Annotated in this window: 14 protein-coding genes; all 14 read right to left on the bottom strand. The window is 39.6% G+C overall.

Features of this window, described 5'->3' with window-relative positions:
- Positions 1 to 79: 79 nt before the first annotated feature.
- The 14 genes from ACOZBY_RS08860 to ilvB all read right to left on the bottom strand — a co-directional run bounded on the left by ACOZBY_RS08860 (position 80) and on the right by ilvB (position 17,758).
- Positions 80 to 1,261, bottom strand: coding sequence for an iron-containing alcohol dehydrogenase (locus ACOZBY_RS08860; RefSeq protein ID WP_031416226.1), 1,182 nt, complete (start codon positions 1,259 to 1,261; stop codon positions 80 to 82).
- Between the two features lie 17 nt (positions 1,262 to 1,278).
- Positions 1,279 to 2,124 (bottom strand): AhlS family quorum-quenching N-acyl homoserine lactonase, encoded by an 846-nt coding sequence (gene ahlS / locus ACOZBY_RS08855; protein ID WP_373561624.1) that lies wholly within the window; start codon positions 2,122 to 2,124, stop codon positions 1,279 to 1,281.
- Between the two features lie 21 nt (positions 2,125 to 2,145).
- A complete protein-coding gene (locus ACOZBY_RS08850) occupies positions 2,146 to 3,567 on the bottom strand; it encodes an aldehyde dehydrogenase family protein (RefSeq protein WP_422762046.1) in 1,422 nt (473 codons plus the stop codon).
- A 106-nt stretch (positions 3,568 to 3,673) separates the two neighbouring features.
- The gene (locus tag ACOZBY_RS08845; RefSeq protein WP_012294935.1) at positions 3,674 to 4,672 is read right to left on the bottom strand and encodes a LacI family DNA-binding transcriptional regulator; all 999 of its coding nucleotides are present in this window, start codon (positions 4,670 to 4,672) and stop codon (positions 3,674 to 3,676) included.
- 64 nt (positions 4,673 to 4,736) lie between these two features.
- Entirely contained in the window at positions 4,737 to 5,954 is a 1,218-nt protein-coding gene (locus tag ACOZBY_RS08840; RefSeq protein WP_422762044.1) for an RtcB family protein, read from the bottom strand.
- A gap of 101 nt (positions 5,955 to 6,055) precedes the next feature.
- Positions 6,056 to 7,906 carry a dynamin family protein gene (locus tag ACOZBY_RS08835; protein ID WP_422762042.1) on the bottom strand — a complete coding sequence of 617 codons (1,851 nt, stop codon included), beginning with the start codon at positions 7,904 to 7,906 and terminating at the stop codon, positions 6,056 to 6,058.
- Between the two features lie 269 nt (positions 7,907 to 8,175).
- Positions 8,176 to 9,060 (bottom strand): ribokinase, encoded by an 885-nt coding sequence (gene rbsK, locus ACOZBY_RS08830; protein ID WP_031416235.1) that lies wholly within the window; start codon positions 9,058 to 9,060, stop codon positions 8,176 to 8,178.
- Positions 9,061 to 9,504: 444 nt separating this feature from the next.
- The gene (leuD, locus tag ACOZBY_RS08825) at positions 9,505 to 10,095 is read right to left on the bottom strand and encodes a 3-isopropylmalate dehydratase small subunit (protein WP_031416237.1); all 591 of its coding nucleotides are present in this window, start codon (positions 10,093 to 10,095) and stop codon (positions 9,505 to 9,507) included.
- Between the two features lie 31 nt (positions 10,096 to 10,126).
- Positions 10,127 to 11,536, bottom strand: a complete 1,410-nt coding sequence (leuC, locus tag ACOZBY_RS08820; protein WP_422762040.1) for a 3-isopropylmalate dehydratase large subunit — start codon at positions 11,534 to 11,536, stop codon at positions 10,127 to 10,129.
- A 17-nt stretch (positions 11,537 to 11,553) separates the two neighbouring features.
- Positions 11,554 to 12,654, bottom strand: a complete 1,101-nt coding sequence (gene leuB / locus ACOZBY_RS08815; RefSeq protein ID WP_036162816.1) for a 3-isopropylmalate dehydrogenase — start codon at positions 12,652 to 12,654, stop codon at positions 11,554 to 11,556.
- Between the two features lie 174 nt (positions 12,655 to 12,828).
- A complete protein-coding gene (locus tag ACOZBY_RS08810; RefSeq protein ID WP_012294942.1) occupies positions 12,829 to 14,364 on the bottom strand; it encodes a 2-isopropylmalate synthase in 1,536 nt (511 codons plus the stop codon).
- Positions 14,351 to 15,385: a ketol-acid reductoisomerase gene (gene ilvC / locus ACOZBY_RS08805; protein ID WP_012294943.1), complete on the bottom strand. Its 1,035-nt coding sequence runs from the start codon at positions 15,383 to 15,385 to the stop codon at positions 14,351 to 14,353. Before ilvC ends, ACOZBY_RS08810 begins: the two co-directional genes overlap by 14 nt.
- A 94-nt stretch (positions 15,386 to 15,479) precedes the next feature.
- Positions 15,480 to 15,995, bottom strand: a complete 516-nt coding sequence (ilvN, locus tag ACOZBY_RS08800; RefSeq protein WP_031416242.1) for an acetolactate synthase small subunit — start codon at positions 15,993 to 15,995, stop codon at positions 15,480 to 15,482.
- Positions 15,992 to 17,758, bottom strand: coding sequence for a biosynthetic-type acetolactate synthase large subunit (gene ilvB / locus ACOZBY_RS08795; protein WP_036164059.1), 1,767 nt, complete (start codon positions 17,756 to 17,758; stop codon positions 15,992 to 15,994). The genes ilvN and ilvB overlap by 4 nt, the downstream gene beginning before the upstream one ends.
- Positions 17,759 to 18,127: the final 369 nt, after the last annotated feature.

Here is an 18,127-nt window from a genome sequence, read left to right as displayed (position 1 = left end):
CTTCGTAGCTTTTGTTATTTTAGGCATTAGATATACTAAAGCTATAGCTATTTTTTATAAGAAACATGTCTTTTCTTCTTTATGATGCATCGGGTTCTCGAACTTCTCCATCAAATGCAGCCCGATAAATAGCATAAATATCTTCTCGTTCTAATGGCATCGGACTTCGAGCTAAAATTCTTGTTTGCTTTGTTGCATCATCTGTTAATTGTTCTAAAGCTTCTTCTGGAATATCAAATCCCTTTAATGTGGAAGGAATATTCACATCTTGAACGAGCTGTTGTAAGGCATCCACACATTTATAGGAAGCCTCTTCTTGTGATAAGTAGGCAGATGATAAACCCATGGCATCTAAAATATCTTTCATTCGTTTTTCACAGCTTTGACGAATATACCCCATGACATAGGGTAATAGTACGGCGTTGGAATCGCCATGAGCTATATGAAATTGTCCTCCCAATGGATAGGCTAACGCATGAACACCGGCTACTCCAGCATTGAAGAAGGCTAATCCTGCTAAATAACTACCGTAGCTCATATCTGAACGCGCCTGCTTATTTTCCCCTTCCAGTACAGCAGTACGAATAGAGCCACTGATTAAGCGAATGGCCTGCAATGCAAGGGAATCTGTTACTTCATTGGCATTGACTGAAACATATGCCTCAATGGCATGTGTTAAAGCATCAACCCCCGTTGCAGCTGTTACCTTTGGTGGTAATGAAATCGTTAGCTCTGGGTCTACAATCGCACTGTCCGCCAATAAGTAGTCATGTGTCACAACGTCTTTTGTTGTGTCCAGGGACAGGACAGAAATATTTGTCACTTCTGAGCCTGTTCCAGATGTAGTTGGGATTAAAATTTTAGGTAATCCTTTTTGTTCAAGCGCCTTTGTGCCTGTTAAATTTAAATAATCCGCTACTTTCCCATCATGGACTGCTAAAACAGCAGCAAGCTTAGCTAAATCAAGAGCACTTCCTCCACCTAAACCGATGACAAGATCAAATTGATGTTTTCTAGTAAAATCAACTAGTTTTTCTCCAATAGCAAGTGGGGGCTCTGGGGCAATATCTGTATAAATGGTCGTCGCATATCCTTTTGAAAGCAAGGGCTGTTGAACTTTATCTGTTAGCCCTAATTCCTTTAAAAATGGGTCTGTGACAATTAAAATATTTGTAGCCTTCAATCTTTCTACTTCAGGCAGAAGCTGATTTAAACATCCCCAACCTGTATAGCTTACAGGCGTAAAGGTTAATTTATGCATGGCCTCTCTACTCCTATCTATTCATAATATCCTTCTGTCGATTTTCTAAATGATTTAAATTGGACAGGATCATGGCCAAACCAAACCTGTGAATTCGTTTCATTGGCAAGTCGGCGAATGCGTTCAACTGTTGAATTATAGCCAACCGAATCATAAATAATGCCTGGTGGCTTAACAGGTGGACCAAAGCTTTCTGCAGTGTAGATGGCATCTGACGCTAAAATAATTCCACCTGATTCTGGCATCTGAATATGCAGACCAAGCATCCCCCAAGCATGTCCACTACCAAAATTTAATACTTGAATACCTTCTGCCAGCTTCACATTATCTTCACCACGTTTAATAAGACGCCATTGTAGATTATTTTTAATCCACATATCAATGTCTCCCCAAATATAGGCACCGTCTTTGACATTTCTTGCATATGTTTGTAATGTGCCGTTAAACTCATCTTCTTGCACAATGATCGTCGCATTCGTAAATAATTCTAAGCAGCCTGCATGGTCGAGATGCAAGTGGGATGCCACAACAAATTTGATATCTTCAGGGCGAACGTTTAATTCTTCTAATCGATGATGTAAATAGCATTCTTCTGGCATATTAATAGGGAACGCTTTTTGTGTAAATTCCCCCCAACGTCCATCGGGCCCCATAGCATTTGGATTACACGCCGTATCAAATAAAATTTTGCCCTCTGGATGATCGATAAGTACTGTGTAAACGGGGAATTCTACAAATTCATTTGGTTGATTTGGATGATCGATTGTTGCTGGATTGTGCATGGCAATCATATAATTCTTATCCATTCGCATCGTACCGTTGTCCATTACATACAATTTGGGGTGTTGTTTGATCATTTTCATGTTTCCCATCTCCATTCGTGATTATTGGTTATTCCAAATAATGAGCTTCATTTCTGTCATTTCTTCCATTGCATATTTAATGCCTTCACGACCTGTGCCACTTTCTTTCACGCCACCATACGGCATATGATCTACACGGTAAGTTGGCACGTCATTAATAAGGACGCCTCCTACCTGTAATGCTCTGGACGCTTTAAAAGCTGTCTCAATCGATGGTGTAAAAATACCAGCCTGTAGTCCATAATGAGAATCATTAATAGCTTCTATTGCCTCCTCAATAGTAGATACTGCATTCACAATAACAACTGGTGCAAAAATTTCCTCACAGGATACCTTGCTATATGACGAAACATTCGATAACACTGTTGGCATTAAAACCTGATTGTCAATATAACCACCAGCAATGATTTTAGCCCCTTCAGCAACCGCTTCTTCAATCCACTCATGAGCTCGTTGTTGTTCATCTGCTGAAATCATCATGGCTACATCGGTTGTTTTATCAAGAGGATCGCCGATGACTAGCTGTGCTACTTTAGCGCTGAGCTTGTCTAAAAACTCATTTAACATACTTTCCATTACATATATTCGCTGCAACGAAATGCATACCTGACCCTGATTTGAAAATGCTCCCATAATCATTCGGTCCATAATCTGATCAAGTTGAACGCCTTCGTCAACAATCACCCCTGCATTTGAGCCTAATTCTAACGTAACCTTTTTTAAACCTGCTCGGTTTCGTAATGAAATCCCTACGGCAGGGCTTCCCGTAAACGTTATCATTTTCACATGAGGATGTGCTAAAAATACATCTCCTACCAATTTTCCCTGCCCGGTCACTAGATTAAAAGCTCCAGCCGGTAAATTAGTTTGTGCTAATAATTTTGCTAGAAAATGAGCAGATAAAGCCGTTTGAGTAGCTGGCTTTAGCACAATTGTATTGCCCGCCGCTAAAGCAGGACCTACTTTATGCGCAACTAAATTTTGTGGAAAATTAAACGGTGTAATTGCTGCAATTACGCCGATAGGCTCTCGTATTGTATAGCCAAAGCGCCCTTCCCCATTTTTAGAAGCGTCCATCGGAATCATTTCGCCCGATAATCGTTTGGCTTCCTCTGCGGCAAATTTATAGGTTTCAATGGTGCGGTCAATTTCAGCGTAGGCATACTTGAGCGGTTTTGCAGATTCTAGTGAAATAATACTAGCTGCCTCTTCTCGGTTTTCCAAAAATAGTGTGGATAAATGCTCCAAAATTTCTGCTCGTTGAAAAGCAGTTAAGGAAGCCATGCTCTTCGCTGCTGCCTGTGCACTTGCAATGGCCTCCTGTACATCTTGTTCAGTGGCCATTGCAAAATGTGCAATCACCTCTTGTGAATGCGGGGCTTGAACCTCCATATAATCTGCCGTCATCTTCCATTCTCCATGAATCCATAAGCCCCTTTTCAAGACTTATCTCACTCCTTTCGTTATGGTTACGTATTCATTTCTGAAAATAAAGAAATGAATACGTAACCATTTTAGTGTAAAAAATAAACTGATGTTAAAAATCAGTTCATTTTTTACACGTTGTATTTCTTGGGAAAAGTTTAACAGACTCTGTTTGCTGAATGCAAGTACTTTTTTTCTCCATGACCTCAAATAATTTTTCAATCGCTAAAAACCCCAGGTTTTCTTCTGTTGATATCCCAACTGTTGTTAAAGCAATGGAATGATGTTTACTGAGTTCCACATTATCAATACCAATTACATTGAAATCCCTAGGAACCTGAAAGCCTCTTTCTAAACAAAGGTTCAAAATTTCTATAGCGATGGCATCTGTTGCTGCACAAATTGCTGTAGGTTTTCTGTCTAGTTTTAACAGTTCCTCAAAAGTCTTTTCGATATCTTCCTTATTCGTATTGGTAAAAAATGTAGGTACGGATTTAGCTTTTATTCCATGATCCTTTAATGCCTTTTCAAATCCTTGGTATCGTCCAAAAAATGTACTCATTTGATGGGGACCACCAATCCAGCATAATGATTGATGCCCTAAAGACAAAATATAATTGGCCGCAAGATATCCTGCTTGCACATTATCAATTTCTACAAAATGTCTATTTTCTTGATGCTTACGATTAAACATAATAAAAGGGATTTCGAGTTTTTCTAATTTAAAAAATAAATCGTCTTGATAAAGCATGGAAGACAATATAATGGCATCCGCCTTCGTTTCTAAAACTGCATTATAGATTGAGTGTAAATTATCTTCTGTACCAAAATAAACATTAACTTTATAGCCACGGGCGTTGACATAATTAACGATAGCTGTCGTCGTATCCACAAAAAAAGGATTGTGTAAAGGACCTGATATTAATGTGATAATGCCTGTCTTTTTCTGAACAAGCGATCTAGCTATATCATTTGGAATATAATTTAGGTCCTCAATCGCTTTCATCACTTTTTCAACTGTTTTTGGCTTTACCAGCTCTGGTGTATTCAACACTCTTGACACGGTTGTTTGAGATACACCAGCATGCTTTGCCACATCTTTTGAAGAGACCAAAAAAACCACCCACTTCGTTTTTGTAAAGCTATATTATACCATATATGTCTACTAGTTATAGGGAGTTCGGGGGTCACTTTCTCTCATAAGGCTTTGCCGCCTCACTTGCTTTGAAATTATAGACAGGTTTAATCACCTTAATAATATCTACTGTTTCTCCAATGACAGATGTTATTTCTGCCGTAGGCTTATAGGCCATTGGTGCCTCATCTAATGTTTCTTCATTGACTGACGTTGTCCAAATCCCCTGCATCGTCTCTTTAAAATCTTCCATATTCAATGCTTTTTTAGCAGCACGACGTGAGTACATACGTCCTGCTCCATGTGGTGCTGAATGATTCCAATCAGCATTGCCCTTCCCTATACAAATAAGTGATCCATCTCGCATATTCATAGGAATGACGAGTATTTCTCCTTTATTGGCACGGACAGCTCCCTTACGTAGCGTCATTGTCTCCGTCTCAATATAGTTATGAATCGTATCAAATGTATCTATCAGCTGCCAATCCATATGTTTTGCAATGGTTTCAGCAATCGTCCAACGATTCATTTGCGCAAATTGCTGCGCGATTTTCATATCATGAATGTAGTCATGGAAATATTCGCCCTCTAAATAAGCTAACTCTTTCGGAACCGCAGGATGTTTCTTTTTATAGGCTTGGATCATCGCTTGAATTTCCTTTTCTCGCCCCTGTTGTTTAAAGTCCTCTATTTTTCCAGTCAAATCTTGCTGACGCAAATTTTCATAGGCCCTTTTTTGATGCCAGTTTGCTACTTTTGCCCCTACATAACGTGAACCAGTATGAATCAGTAAATAGTACTGATTCTCCTCATCCTTAGCCAATTCAATAAAATGATTGCCTCCACCAAGTGTCCCTAATGATAGATTCGTATACTCATCCTTTAGGCCAGTTGCTTTGAACTGTTTACCTTCAAACGCTAAAAAATGTCGATCAGGCGATAGTTCCTTATGAACCTCTTGACCACTCGGTATATACGTTCGAATGATAGCATCGAGTTTCTCATAATTAACCGTCGTTACATCTAATTGCGCTACAAATACACCACATCCCACATCCACACCGACCAGATTTGGTACAACCCGCTCCTGTAGGTGAATGGTCGTGCCAATAACACAGCCCTTCCCTGCATGATAATCAGGCATAATACGTACCTTTGTGCCTGTCATAAACGCCTGATTTGTCAATTCTTGAATTTGGTCGATGGCGGATGGTAATGCTGTTTCAGCATAAATTTTAGCCTCCGTGTAACGTCCCTTAATTTCAATCATGATTATCCCTCCTTACCATTTATACGTACAAATGGAATGATATGTTTCATTCCATAAAAAAACGCCCTAAAAGATTCATTCTTTTAGAACGTTTTGTGAAGTTAGTCTGCATATTGTATGGCTAGTTTATTTGGTATTACTGGAATATCATTCGATTTCACATCTTCTTCTTGTAAGGATAGCATTTGCTGCGGATACATTTCCTCGACATCAAAAGGAATAGCAATACTTTCCATTTTATTATTCATTTGACTACGTGCCAGTAAGCCATTCTTTGAAAGATCAATGCTAAGAATAGCCTCCACAGTTTCTTCAAGCATTTCAAGATCCTTTGTTTTCAATGGCATCTGTTCCTGCATTAAGAAGGGTTGAAGATGTTCCTTAATATAACCCTGTGCTTCAATTAAACATGAAAATTCATTTAGTTTATCAGCATAACGCTTTAATTGTCGCTTCTCTTTGGCACGTTGTTGATTTAGTTCAAGCACTTTTTGTTCAATACGACTCATACGCTCCTTTACTAAATTGACTAAGTAAGGCTGGATGTCTCGAACTGCTTGTAACATCGAAGCTTCTGCTTGTAATACTTTATCGTATTGAGCGACACAAACCACTTGTTGGTCATTTAATTTTTGCACACGCTCTTTAAAAAATTCATTTTGGTTATGCTGACCAAAAATAGCTTTCATAAGCCCTTTACCATGAATTTTTTTATGCTGTGCATCTAAACGCTCATATTCTCTTGAATATTCACTGTGCATATTACGATACTCTCGTAACATTTGTTGATAGTAAACAGCGATTTCGGTAAATGTCTCTACCTTATCATCTTGTAAATAATCATGTTGTGAGATGGTTTGTAATAGCTGGTAAAGGGTTTGAACATGTTTAAACGTATTTGCCACCTGCTCATATTCTTGCTCATATTCCTTAACTATTGCTAAGTCACGCTGATAGCGAGAAAACTCAAATTGGGTATCGCCTGCATATTTTTCAATATTCTCAACAGCAGATTGAAATGGGTCACGTCGTGGAATAACAGTTAATTCGAAGCGGAACCGTTCAAGCCATTGCAAGAAACGAATTAAAATGGCATAGGTTTTTTTTTCACTATTTTCGGCCACACGATGTATGTGGGCTATTAATTGGTCATATTGACTTTTTTGCCAAAGCTCAAGGTTGTCCGTTTGCTTAGCTACCAGGGCATTTGTTGCGGAAATAGCTATAAAATCACTCATCAAATGGCCAATACGTTGTTGTTCTGAAATGATAAATGCATCTGCATGCTCATCAGCATCAATTCCATTGATGACACATAAAGGTACCACTCCTTTATGATTTAACGCATCCATTAATAAAAGCTCAGCATCTATTGCCCTAGAGCCGGCACGTAAAACCCAGAAAATTTCATCTACACGGTTCATAAGTGCTTCAGAGAAATAGGCCATTTCACCTCCCCCTGCTTCTAAGGAAACAGAGTCAATGATCGTCACAGATTTTAATAAATCATTTTTCAAATATACTTCTAGGTAATCCAAATGTTCACGTAAAATCTGAGAAGCAAACGTATCACCTGTTGTCAGTAGCTCTAATTTGCTAAGATCAAATATGGCTACAACACCATCTAAAAAATAGGCTTTAATCTCCTCTTGTTCGCCATATCGAATAAATGTATTGACACCTGTCGGATGTCGATCATTTACAGATAGTACCTCACGTCCTAGTAATCCGTTAACTAGTGTTGTTTTGCCTACTCGTTCTTTTCCGACGATTAAAATCATCGTTTGGTTATTTGCATCTTGAATAATACGGTTTAAATGTTTAGCTGTATCTTTCACATATGTATTTTGGACAATAATACCGTACAATTGTCGCAGTTGATCAACAAATTGTGGCAATATATTATTCGCTGAGGTTGTATATTCGATTGGCGTATGGTCAATGTTCGTCATCCTCAAAACCTCTTTTCGTATGCATCTATAAGACCATTATAAATGAAACTAATGCTTTACTAATATATAGATCAACGAAAAGAGGACAATATACTTATGCATTTATAAGGCAAATAGGAATTCATCCTTATATCACTACAATGTTCACTTCACATTTCATTCACAATTCAGACTAAAAGAAATAGCCCATTTTATGAATTTTACTAAAATTGCCATCAAAATTATGCTTTATTACAGCTATCCAGTTCTCCCTTATTCCTATAGGCATACTATTCACCTAGACCCGCCATACGCGCGTATACTTCCCCAAGTGTAGGCATCCCTCCTTGTGCACTAAACTTTTCAACAGACAATGAGGCAGCAAGATTAGCAAAGTACACTGCCTCATCCAATGATTGACCCTCTACTAAGGCATGAGCTAGTGCACCGTTAAAGGTATCACCTGCACCTGTTGTATCCACAGCTGTCGTCATATAGCCTGGGATATGACTGGGAAATGTACCATCAAAATAACGCGCACCATCACTACCTAGCGTTATAATAAGCTTATTAGGATACTTTTCTAGTAGCTGATCGACGGGCTCATTAAAAATTTCTGCACATTCTGTTTCATTTGGTGTTAAATAGGCGATATCCTTCATCCACTGTTTATCAAAATTTGCTGCTGGTGCAGGATTTAACAATACTGGCACTCCTGCTTCTTTACAAAGTTGAATGGCATATGCTGTTGTTTCTTTTGGAATTTCCAGTTGAATGATCACCATTTGGCTTTTTTGTATCAGCTCTTTTGATGCCTCTATATGTGAAGGTGCTAATTCATAGTTTGCACCAGGCACTACTACTATACGATTATCTTGATTGTAAATAAGAATATTAGCAATGCCTGTTGGAGCTGTAGCACTATGAACAATGGCTTCTGTGTTTACTCGCTCTTGCTGCAAACCCGCACATAATGTTTCACCAAAACTATCCTGACCGACGCAGCCAATCATCGCCACGTCACTTCCCAGTCGAGAAGCAGCCACTGCCTGATTTGCCCCCTTTCCTCCTGGAACTGTTTGAAATGCATGACCGAGAATGGTTTCTCCTTGCTTTGGAAAAGCATTCATTTGTACAACTAAATCCATATTTAGACTTCCTATAACTGTAATCATTGATTTCCCTACCTTCCTTCTAAGCTCTATTTTAATGGAGAACCAAGGTCAGGGACAGGGTATGTTAAAGGCCTTTTTAAAGTTTTCCTAACAATCCTTTTCTAGCCTCATGTTCAATTCTACTATCACAATCCTCGCAGGAGAATTTTCCTTTCATATTCCTTTTATACAAGGTATATTTCCTTGTCCCTTCCACAACCTCAAACGTCTTTTTACAAAAAATACAGGAAACTGAATAAGTTATCATTATCTATTCTCCTTTCAAATAACTTGCTACTTCCACATTATCAAAATATACCATTTATTCACAATGTTTATATTCAGAATATTCTTGTTAAATTTACTGTTATTCACATTCTATCCATAAATGCTAGGATGGATATTTGCTAACGCATAAAAAAACTGAAGACAACGCTCAGTTTGTCTTCAGTCTACAAAAATATATTAATAGGCTACCCGCTTCTCTTCATATGCAGCAATATGGTCTTCGTATTTAAACGTTAAGGCAATTTCATCCCAACCATTTAGCAAGGTTTCCTTATAGTACGGATCTATTGTGAAATGATAGACTGTCCCATCACCATCAGACACCGTTTGTGCCGCAAGATTCACTTCCACTGCATATGGATTTGCTTTACCCTTGGCTAGGATTTCATCACATTCCGCTTCTGTTAGCTTAATAGGAAGAATGCCATTTTTAAAGCAGTTATTATGGAAAATATCTGCAAAGGAAGGCGCAATGACAACATTAAATCCATAATCCAAAATGGCCCATGGTGCGTGCTCTCGCGAAGAACCACAGCCGAAATTATCCTGTGCCACTAGAATTTTTGACTCTTTAAATTCTGGTTTATTTAATACAAAGTCTTTTATTTCATTACCATCTGCATCAAAGCGCCAGTGATAAAATAAAAACTGTCCAAAACCTGTGCGCTCAATACGCTTTAAAAACTCTTTTGAAATAATTTGGTCGGTATCAACATTTTTGCGATCAAGTGGTGTAATGACACTATTTACGATATTAATTGGTTCCATTTTCAACATCCCTTCCATGTAAAAACAAGCTTCACACAGTTTCCTTTACAAATTCACGTACATCTACAAAATGGCCTGCAATCGCCGCTGCGGCTGCCATTGGTGGCGATACCAAATGTGTACGAGAACCCGCTCCCTGACGTCCTTCAAAGTTGCGGTTGGACGTTGAAGCACAGCGTTCACCCGCTGGGACTACATCATCATTCATTGCTAAACACATAGAGCAACCCGACTCCCGCCATTCAAAGCCGGCATCTATAAAGATTTTATCCAAACCTTCTGCCTCTGCTTGTTTTTTCGTAGAATAAGAGCCTGGTACAACGATTGCTGTAACATCGCCATGTACCTTTCTTCCTTTAATAACATTTGCAGCTGCACGTAAATCGCTCATACGCGAATTTGTACAGGAGCCAATAAAGACATGCTGGATATCAATGGACGTTAATGGTTGCCCTTCCTCTAAGCCCATATAATCAAGTGCTTTTTGAAGCGCAGCTTTATCGGATTCATCCTTATAGTCTGCTAGTGTTGGGACGTGGCCAGAAACACCCGTACCCATCGATGGATTTGTCCCCCATGTAATGATAGGTTCGATTTCTTCTGCATGAATAATACGGACTGTATCGTAAGTAGCATCTTCATCAGAGGCAAGTCTTAACCAATAGTTAGCCGCTTCCTCAAATTGTTCGCCTTGTGGAGCATATTTACGACCTCGAATATAGTCTACAGTTATTTGATCAGGAGATATAAGCCCTGCCTTGGCACCAGCCTCAATCGACATATTACAAATCGTCATCCGTTCTTCCATGGACAGTTTGTGGATAGCTTCTCCAGTAAATTCCACAATATATCCTGTGCCAACGCCAATTCCGAACTTTGCAATAATGGCTAAAATAATATCTTTAGCGGCAACTCCGACTGATAGCTCCCCTTCAACACGAATTTCCATTGTCTTTGGCTTATTTTGCCATAACGTTTGCGTCGATAATACATGCTCTACCTCAGAAGTTCCAATACCAAAGGCAATCGCCCCAAATGCACCATGTGTAGATGTATGTGAATCACCGCAGACAATTGTTTTACCTGGCTGTGTAAGTCCTAGCTCTGGTCCAATAACATGGACAATTCCTTGATCAGGATGGCCCATACCTGCCAGCTCAAAACCAAACTCTTCAGCATTTTTGGCTAGAGTTTCAATTTGGTTGCGTGCAATCGGATCATGGATTGTTGGTAGATTTTTTGTTGGAACATTATGATCCATTGTCGCAAAGCTTAAATCTGGACGACGTACTTGACGACCATTCATCCGAAGCCCTTCAAAAGCTTGCGGAGAAGTTACTTCATGAATTAAATGAAGATCAATATATAACAGGTCCGGTTTGCCCTCTTCCTGATAAACAACATGTTTATCCCAAATCTTTTCAATTATATTTTTGCCCATTATCTTCACCTATTTCTTTAAATATATGTTGTCATAATACTTTGTGAAACAAAACTAGTATCAATTTCATTCATAACCTTGTCTGTCCATTCATTCGTTGATAAAACTCGACTGCCATTACGAGCAAGATCTGCTGTAAAATAACCATCATCAAATACCGCACTTACAGCACGTTCAATTTCTGATGCCTCTTCCTTCAAGCCAAATGAGTATTGAAGCATCATCGCTACAGAAAGTATGGTTGCTGCAGGATTTGCCACTCCTTGACCAGCAATCTCAGGTGCTGACCCATGTACTGGTTCATATAAGCCAAAATTATCTCCACGAATAGATGCCGATGGTAATACACCTAGAGAACCTGTAATGACTGATGCTTCATCACTTAAAATATCCCCAAACATGTTTTCCGTAACTACTACATCATAGTGTCCAGGATTTGTAATAAGTTTCATCGCTACAGAATCCACTAGGTTATGCTCTACTACTACATCTGGATAATCTTTTTTCTTTGCTTCTACGACTTCTCGCCATAAACGACTTGTTTCAAGAACATTTGCCTTGTCAACAGAGCATAACTTGCCTCCACGTAAACGTGCTAGCTCAAAGGCATTTTCAACGATACGCTCAACTTCCACTTTCGAGTAAACAGTTGTATCAATTGCGCCATTTTCAGTACGCATACGTGGTTCCCCGAAGTATACGCCCCCTGTTAGTTCACGAACAATCACTAAATCAACGTTTTCTGCTACTTCACGCTTCAATGGAGAAGCATCTAGTAAACTCGGGAACGCCTTTACAGGACGCAGATTAGCAAATAAATCAAAGTGTTTGCGGATTCGCAATAATCCCTTTTCAGGGCGTAATTCTGGTGGATTCTGATCCCACTTTGGTCCACCAACAGCTCCTAGTAGAATCGCATCACTATTCTCACACATCTCAATTGTCTCATCTGGTAGTGGATTATTATGTTGGTCAATGGCAGCGCCCCCGATTGTTCCATACCCTAAATGGAAAGTATGATTAAATCGTTTACCAATCACTTGTAATACACGCACAGCAGAAGCAACAACCTCTGGCCCAATTCCATCACCAGGAAGTACTGTAATTTTTTTCTCCATCATCAAAACACCCTTCTTTGTATAGCGCATTCGCTAATTTAGTAAAAACGCTCACCAAATTAATGGGTGGTGAGCGTATTCAATTTTTCTTGATTAACCTATACGCCATGATTATTGCATCCGACTTGTGAATGAACCTCACACATTTCACTACTTATAAAACAGGACGATTATTTAAACTGGATGTGCACGAAGACTTTCTTTTATTAAATGACGGTTAATAGCATTTAAATAAGCTTTTGCCGATGCTTCCAAAACATCCTGAGAGGAGTTGCGGCCAGTCGTCGATACATGATCATAACGAATATTTACGACAGCTTCACCAAGTGCGTCACGGCCTTTACCGACTGATGTCACACGGTAATCAATCACATGAACAGCATTTGGCACTAGCTGCTCTAGTGTGTTAAAAATGGCTTCTACTGAACCAGCCCCAGTGGCAACTACCGTTTTCTCTAATCCTTCTGGTGTTAGCACAATGGCTGTGGCCGTCGGAATATTTTCTGTACCGTATTGCACTTGAACCATTTTCAATTCAAATAGTGGTACATCTTCTAATTGGATTTGCTGTTCTGTAAGTAAAGTCAGTAAATCTTCCTCTGTAATTTCCTTTTTACGATCCGCCAATTTTTTAAATTCTACAAATGCCTTATTTAACTTTTCATCTGATAGATCAAAGCCCAATGTTTCAGCTCGATCACGGAAGGCTGCTCGACCAGAATGTTTTCCAAGAACTAAAGGTATTTCTCCCTCACCGATAAGTGCAGGTGAAATAATTTCATAAGTTTCTGGATTTTTTAACACACCGTCCTGGTGAATACCAGATTCATGTGCAAATGCATTTCTCCCAACAATCGCTTTGTTTGGCTGAATCACGACGTTTGTCAATTTACTGACTAATTGGGACGTACGTTTAATCTCTTGCAGCTGTATCCCTGTTTCTACCTGATAATAATCCTTGCGAATATGAAGTGCCACGGCAATCTCTTCTAACGCTACATTCCCTGCTCGCTCTCCAATGCCATTAATTGTTCCTTCCACTTGTGCAGCACCATTTTCAATTGCCGCCAACGTGTTGGCCGTTGCCATTCCTAAGTCGTCATGACAATGGGCAGAGAACTTGACTTTATCAGCACCTTTTACGTTTTCCAGCAGATACTTAAATAGAGCACCATATTCGTATGGAGAGGCATAGCCGACTGTGTCAGGAACGTTAATCGTTGTTGCACCTGCGGTAACTACCTCATTCATAATTCGTACTAAAAATTCACGATCTGAACGGAACGCATCCTCAGCGGACCATTGTACAAGTGGAAAGTATTTTTTCGCATATTTAACCGCTTCAACCGCTTGCTCAATCACTTGTTCTGGTGATTTTTTCAGCTTGTATTCCATATGAATAGGCGAAGTAGCTAGAAAAATATGAATATGTGGCTGTTGAGCACCTTTAATAGCTTCCCATGTCGTATCAATATCCTTTTGAATACACCGGGCAAGACCCGTTACGACTGAATTTTTTACTGTTTCAGCAATGCGATGGACTGCATCAAAGTCACCTGGTGACGAAGCAGGAAACCCTGCTTCAATAATTGTCACACCAAGGCGCTCTAACTGCTTAGCTATCTCTATTTTCTCTGCTGTATTTAAATTAATCCCCGCAGATTGTTCACCATCGCGAAGCGTAGTATCGAAAATATCAATTTTTCGCACTTGTCGCCACTTCTCTTACCACTTTTTCTTTACCTTCGTTGATGAATGGCATCATCTCACGTAGTTTTGCACCTACTTCTTCGATTTGATGGTTTGCACCTGCTTCTTTGAACTTTGTATATTCAGGACGACCATTTTCATTTTCTTGAATCCAGCGGCGAGCAAACGTACCATCTTGGATATCCGTTAACACGTCTTTCATACGAGCTTTTACAGACTCATCGATGATGCGCGGTCCTGCCACATAATCTCCCCACTCAGCTGTATCTGATACTGAGTAACGCATTGTTGCCATTCCACCTTCAAACATTAAGTCAACAATAAGTTTCAGCTCATGTAGTGTTTCAAAATATGCTAATTCTGGTTGGTAGCCTGCTTCCACTAATGTTTCAAATCCTGCTTTTACTAGCTGCGTTGCACCACCACAAAGTACTGCTTGTTCGCCAAATAGATCTGTTTCTGTTTCTTCTTTAAATGTTGTTTCAAGAAGGCCACCACGTGCGGCACCAATGCCTTTACCGTAAGCAAGTGCTAAATCTTTTGCTTGGCCTGTTGCATCTTGATGGATAGCGAATAAACCTGGTACACCAGCACCTTCTTGGAATTGACGACGAACTAAATGCCCTGGCCCTTTTGGTGCTACTAAAAATACGTCTACATCTGCTGGTGGCGTAATTTGCCCAAAGTGAATATTGAAGCCGTGTGCAAACATTAGGGCTTTCCCTGCTTCTAGATGTGGAGCAATCTCTGCCTCATATACAGCTTTTTGTCGCTCATCTGGTAGTAAAATTTGGATCACATCTGCTTCTTGTGCTGCTTCAGCCACAGTTTTTACGTCAACGCCATCTGCTTTAGCAGCATCGAAAGATCCACCTGGACGAACCCCTACCACTACGTCAAAGCCTGATTCTTTAAGGTTTAATGCATGTGCATGACCTTGTGAGCCGTATCCGATAATAGCGATTTTCTTTCCTTTTAAAACTTCCTCGTTAATATTTTGTTCATAGTACATTGTAGCCATTGTTGTTTCCTCCTAGAATTTAGTTTATTTTCATAGCTCTAGATGCAGCCCATTTAAGAAGCCAGCATCTAAAACCTTCAATTTTATAGGCAAACTATTTTAAAATAGAGAGCTGTGGATTTGAGATTTTTTGCGTTTCACGAACTGAGGCTGTTGCTCCTGTACGTGTAAGTTCTTTAATGCCATATGGTCGAATGAGTTCAATAAAGGCATCTATTTTGTCTGGGTGTCCAACTACCTGATATGTCACAACATTTTTAGCTGTGTCAATTATTTGAGCGCGGAACGGTTCGACAATCGAGTTCATTTCCAAGCGTAAATTTGGCGGTGAAATAACCTTTACTAATGCTAGTTCTCGCAGGACAATCGATTTGTCAGTAATGTCATTGACCTTTAATACATCAATTTGTTTGGATAATTGCTTCACCAGTTGTTCAATTTTGCGTTCATCCTCTACATTGACAACAAAGGTCATTTTTGAAAAATTCGGTTGCTCTGTATGACCAACTGTAATGGATTCAATATTAAACTGACGTTTCATAAGTAAACCTGTTAATCGGTTTAACACACCACTTTGGTTAATCACAGTTACGGTAATTACTCGTTTCAATTCTTTTTCACCCCAATCATTTCATGTAAGCCTTTGCCTGGTGCTACCATTGGGTATACACATTCAAGCTGTTTCACACGACAATCAATTAACACAGGCTCATCAGAAAGTAGTGCCTCTCGGAAAATAGCTTCCGCTTCATCCATTGTGTTAATGCGATAGCCTTTAATACTATACGCATCCGCCAATTTAACAAAATCCGGTTGGATTGGCATAAGTGAGGATGAATAACGCTCTTCATAGAATGTTTCTTGCCATTGGCGAACCATTCCTAAACAGCTATTATTCAAGATCACTATTTTTACTGGTAAGTTAAATTCCTGTAGGATAGACAGCTCCTGTGCAGTCATTTGAAAGCCTGCATCTCCTACAATCGAAATAACTTTTTTGTCTGGCTTCGCAAATTGGGCACCAATTGCGGCTGGGAAGCCGAAGCCCATCGTACCAAGTCCACCAGACGTTACCCATGAATGATCGTTGTTTAAGTGATAATATTGCGCTGTCCACATTTGATGCTGACCAACATCTGTTGTCACAATGGCATCACCCTCTGTAATCTCATGAACTAATCGCAATGCCTCTTGTGGTAAAATTTCTTGATCATGATCATTCTTGCAATACCATAATGGATAATCATTGGCATGAGATTTTAAAAAGGCTAGCCAATCGGTTGTATCAGGACCGTCAAAATCCTTTTTCAGTACGGCTTTCAATGCTTCTTTTGCGTCTGCCACAATTGGGATATCTGTCGGTACGTTTTTACCAATTTCTGCTGGATCAATATCGATATGAACAATTGTCGCATTTGGTGCAAATGTAGCTAAATTACCTGTTAAGCGATCATCAAAACGAGCACCAATATTAAGTAATAAATCTGCCTTTGTTATAGCTGTGTTTGCTGTTGCCGTACCGTGCATGCCGGCCATCCCTAGGAATAATTCATGTTCACCGTGAATGGAGCCTAAGCCTAGTAATGTATTCGTTACTGGAATACGATATTTTTCAGCAAATGCCGTTAATTCTTCACGTGCGTCAGCAAAAAGAACACCTGCACCAGCTAAGATGACTGGTTTTTTTGCCAAAGAAATAGCTTGTATCGCCTTTTGAATTTGTAAATAGTTAGGTTTATAGGTTGGTTGATAGCCTGGTAAATAAATTTCATCAGGTGCTTGCGGTGGATTCTCTACATCAAATAACATTTGTGAAACGTCCTTTGGGAAATCCACGACCACTGGTCCCTTACGACCTGTGCTGGCAATATGGAAAGCTTCTTTTACTATACGTGGGATGTCATTCACATCTTGTACTTGATAATTGTGCTTTGTAATGGGTGTAGTAATACCCATAATATCTGCTTCTTGGAAAGCATCCGTACCTATAACAGATGTAGCAACCTGACCAGTGAATACCACTAAAGGTATAGAATCAATCATGGCATCGGCTATCCCTGTGACAAGGTTTGTTGCACCTGGGCCACTTGTAGCAATAACAACACCCGTTTTCCCTGAAACACGCGCATAGCCTTCCGCCGCATGGATGGCACCCTGTTCATGTCTTGTTAAAATATGACGGATTGGATTTTTATACATCGCATCATAAATTGGTAATACAGCACCACCTGGATAGCCAAAGATGATTTCAACACCCTGATCATGCAATGCCTGCACTAGTACATCGGCCCCGTCCTTTGCTTGATAGGTTTGCTCAACTGTTGCAGTTGTTGCTAATTGTTCTTTTTCATTGATTGAAACATTCGCACTCATCAATATGCCTCCTTTATTTCTTTCAAACTCACACATCAGTGTTGTAGATTAATGAAGTGTCACTAGCTGGTTAGTCTATGCTCTCCTCCTGAAGAAAGAGAGTTAGCACATGCCATTATGAAAATAATAAAAAGCCCTTTTCTCCACACGCAAAGAACTACCTTACGTAGGGATGAAAAAGACTTTCCATGGTACCACCCTTTTTTATAGCAAATAATTGCTACCTCGCGAATAAATGACAGCATTTATGCACCAATGCGGAATATATCGCATCCAATAGGGTGTCATAAAATATTTATTCATTAATAACGAGCACTTTCGAATATGCCCGAAGCTATCTAATGGTGTAAACACGTTTAATAGCTCACT

It is taken from the genome of Lysinibacillus sp. NPDC056220 (genome assembly GCF_049315265.1).
Classification (GTDB): Bacteria; Bacillota; Bacilli; order Bacillales_A; family Planococcaceae; genus Lysinibacillus; species Lysinibacillus pinottii.
The sequence above is the reverse complement of the archived record's forward strand: the minus strand, read 5'-3'. Positions and strand labels throughout refer to the sequence as shown.

What these genes read in the sequence shown, in the direction of transcription:
- ahlS (WP_373561624.1), bottom strand. Translation starts at nt 2,124, where the DNA reads ATGAAAATGATCAAACAACACCCCAAATTGTATGTAATGGACAACGGT.
- leuB (WP_036162816.1), bottom strand. Translation starts at nt 12,654, where the DNA reads ATGGAGAAAAAAATTACAGTACTTCCTGGTGATGGAATTGGGCCAGAG.
- ACOZBY_RS08835 (WP_422762042.1), bottom strand. Translation starts at nt 7,906, where the DNA reads ATGACGAACATTGACCATACGCCAATCGAATATACAACCTCAGCGAAT.
- leuC (WP_422762040.1), bottom strand. Translation starts at nt 11,536, where the DNA reads ATGGGCAAAAATATAATTGAAAAGATTTGGGATAAACATGTTGTTTAT.
- ilvC (WP_012294943.1), bottom strand. Translation starts at nt 15,385, where the DNA reads ATGGCTACAATGTACTATGAACAAAATATTAACGAGGAAGTTTTAAAA.
- leuD (WP_031416237.1), bottom strand. Translation starts at nt 10,095, where the DNA reads ATGGAACCAATTAATATCGTAAATAGTGTCATTACACCACTTGATCGC.
- ACOZBY_RS08840 (WP_422762044.1), bottom strand. Translation starts at nt 5,954, where the DNA reads ATGATTGAAATTAAGGGACGTTACACGGAGGCTAAAATTTATGCTGAA.
- ACOZBY_RS08860 (WP_031416226.1), bottom strand. Translation starts at nt 1,261, where the DNA reads ATGCATAAATTAACCTTTACGCCTGTAAGCTATACAGGTTGGGGATGT.
- rbsK (WP_031416235.1), bottom strand. Translation starts at nt 9,060, where the DNA reads ATGATTACAGTTATAGGAAGTCTAAATATGGATTTAGTTGTACAAATG.
- ilvB (WP_036164059.1), bottom strand. Translation starts at nt 17,758, where the DNA reads ATGAGTGCGAATGTTTCAATCAATGAAAAAGAACAATTAGCAACAACT.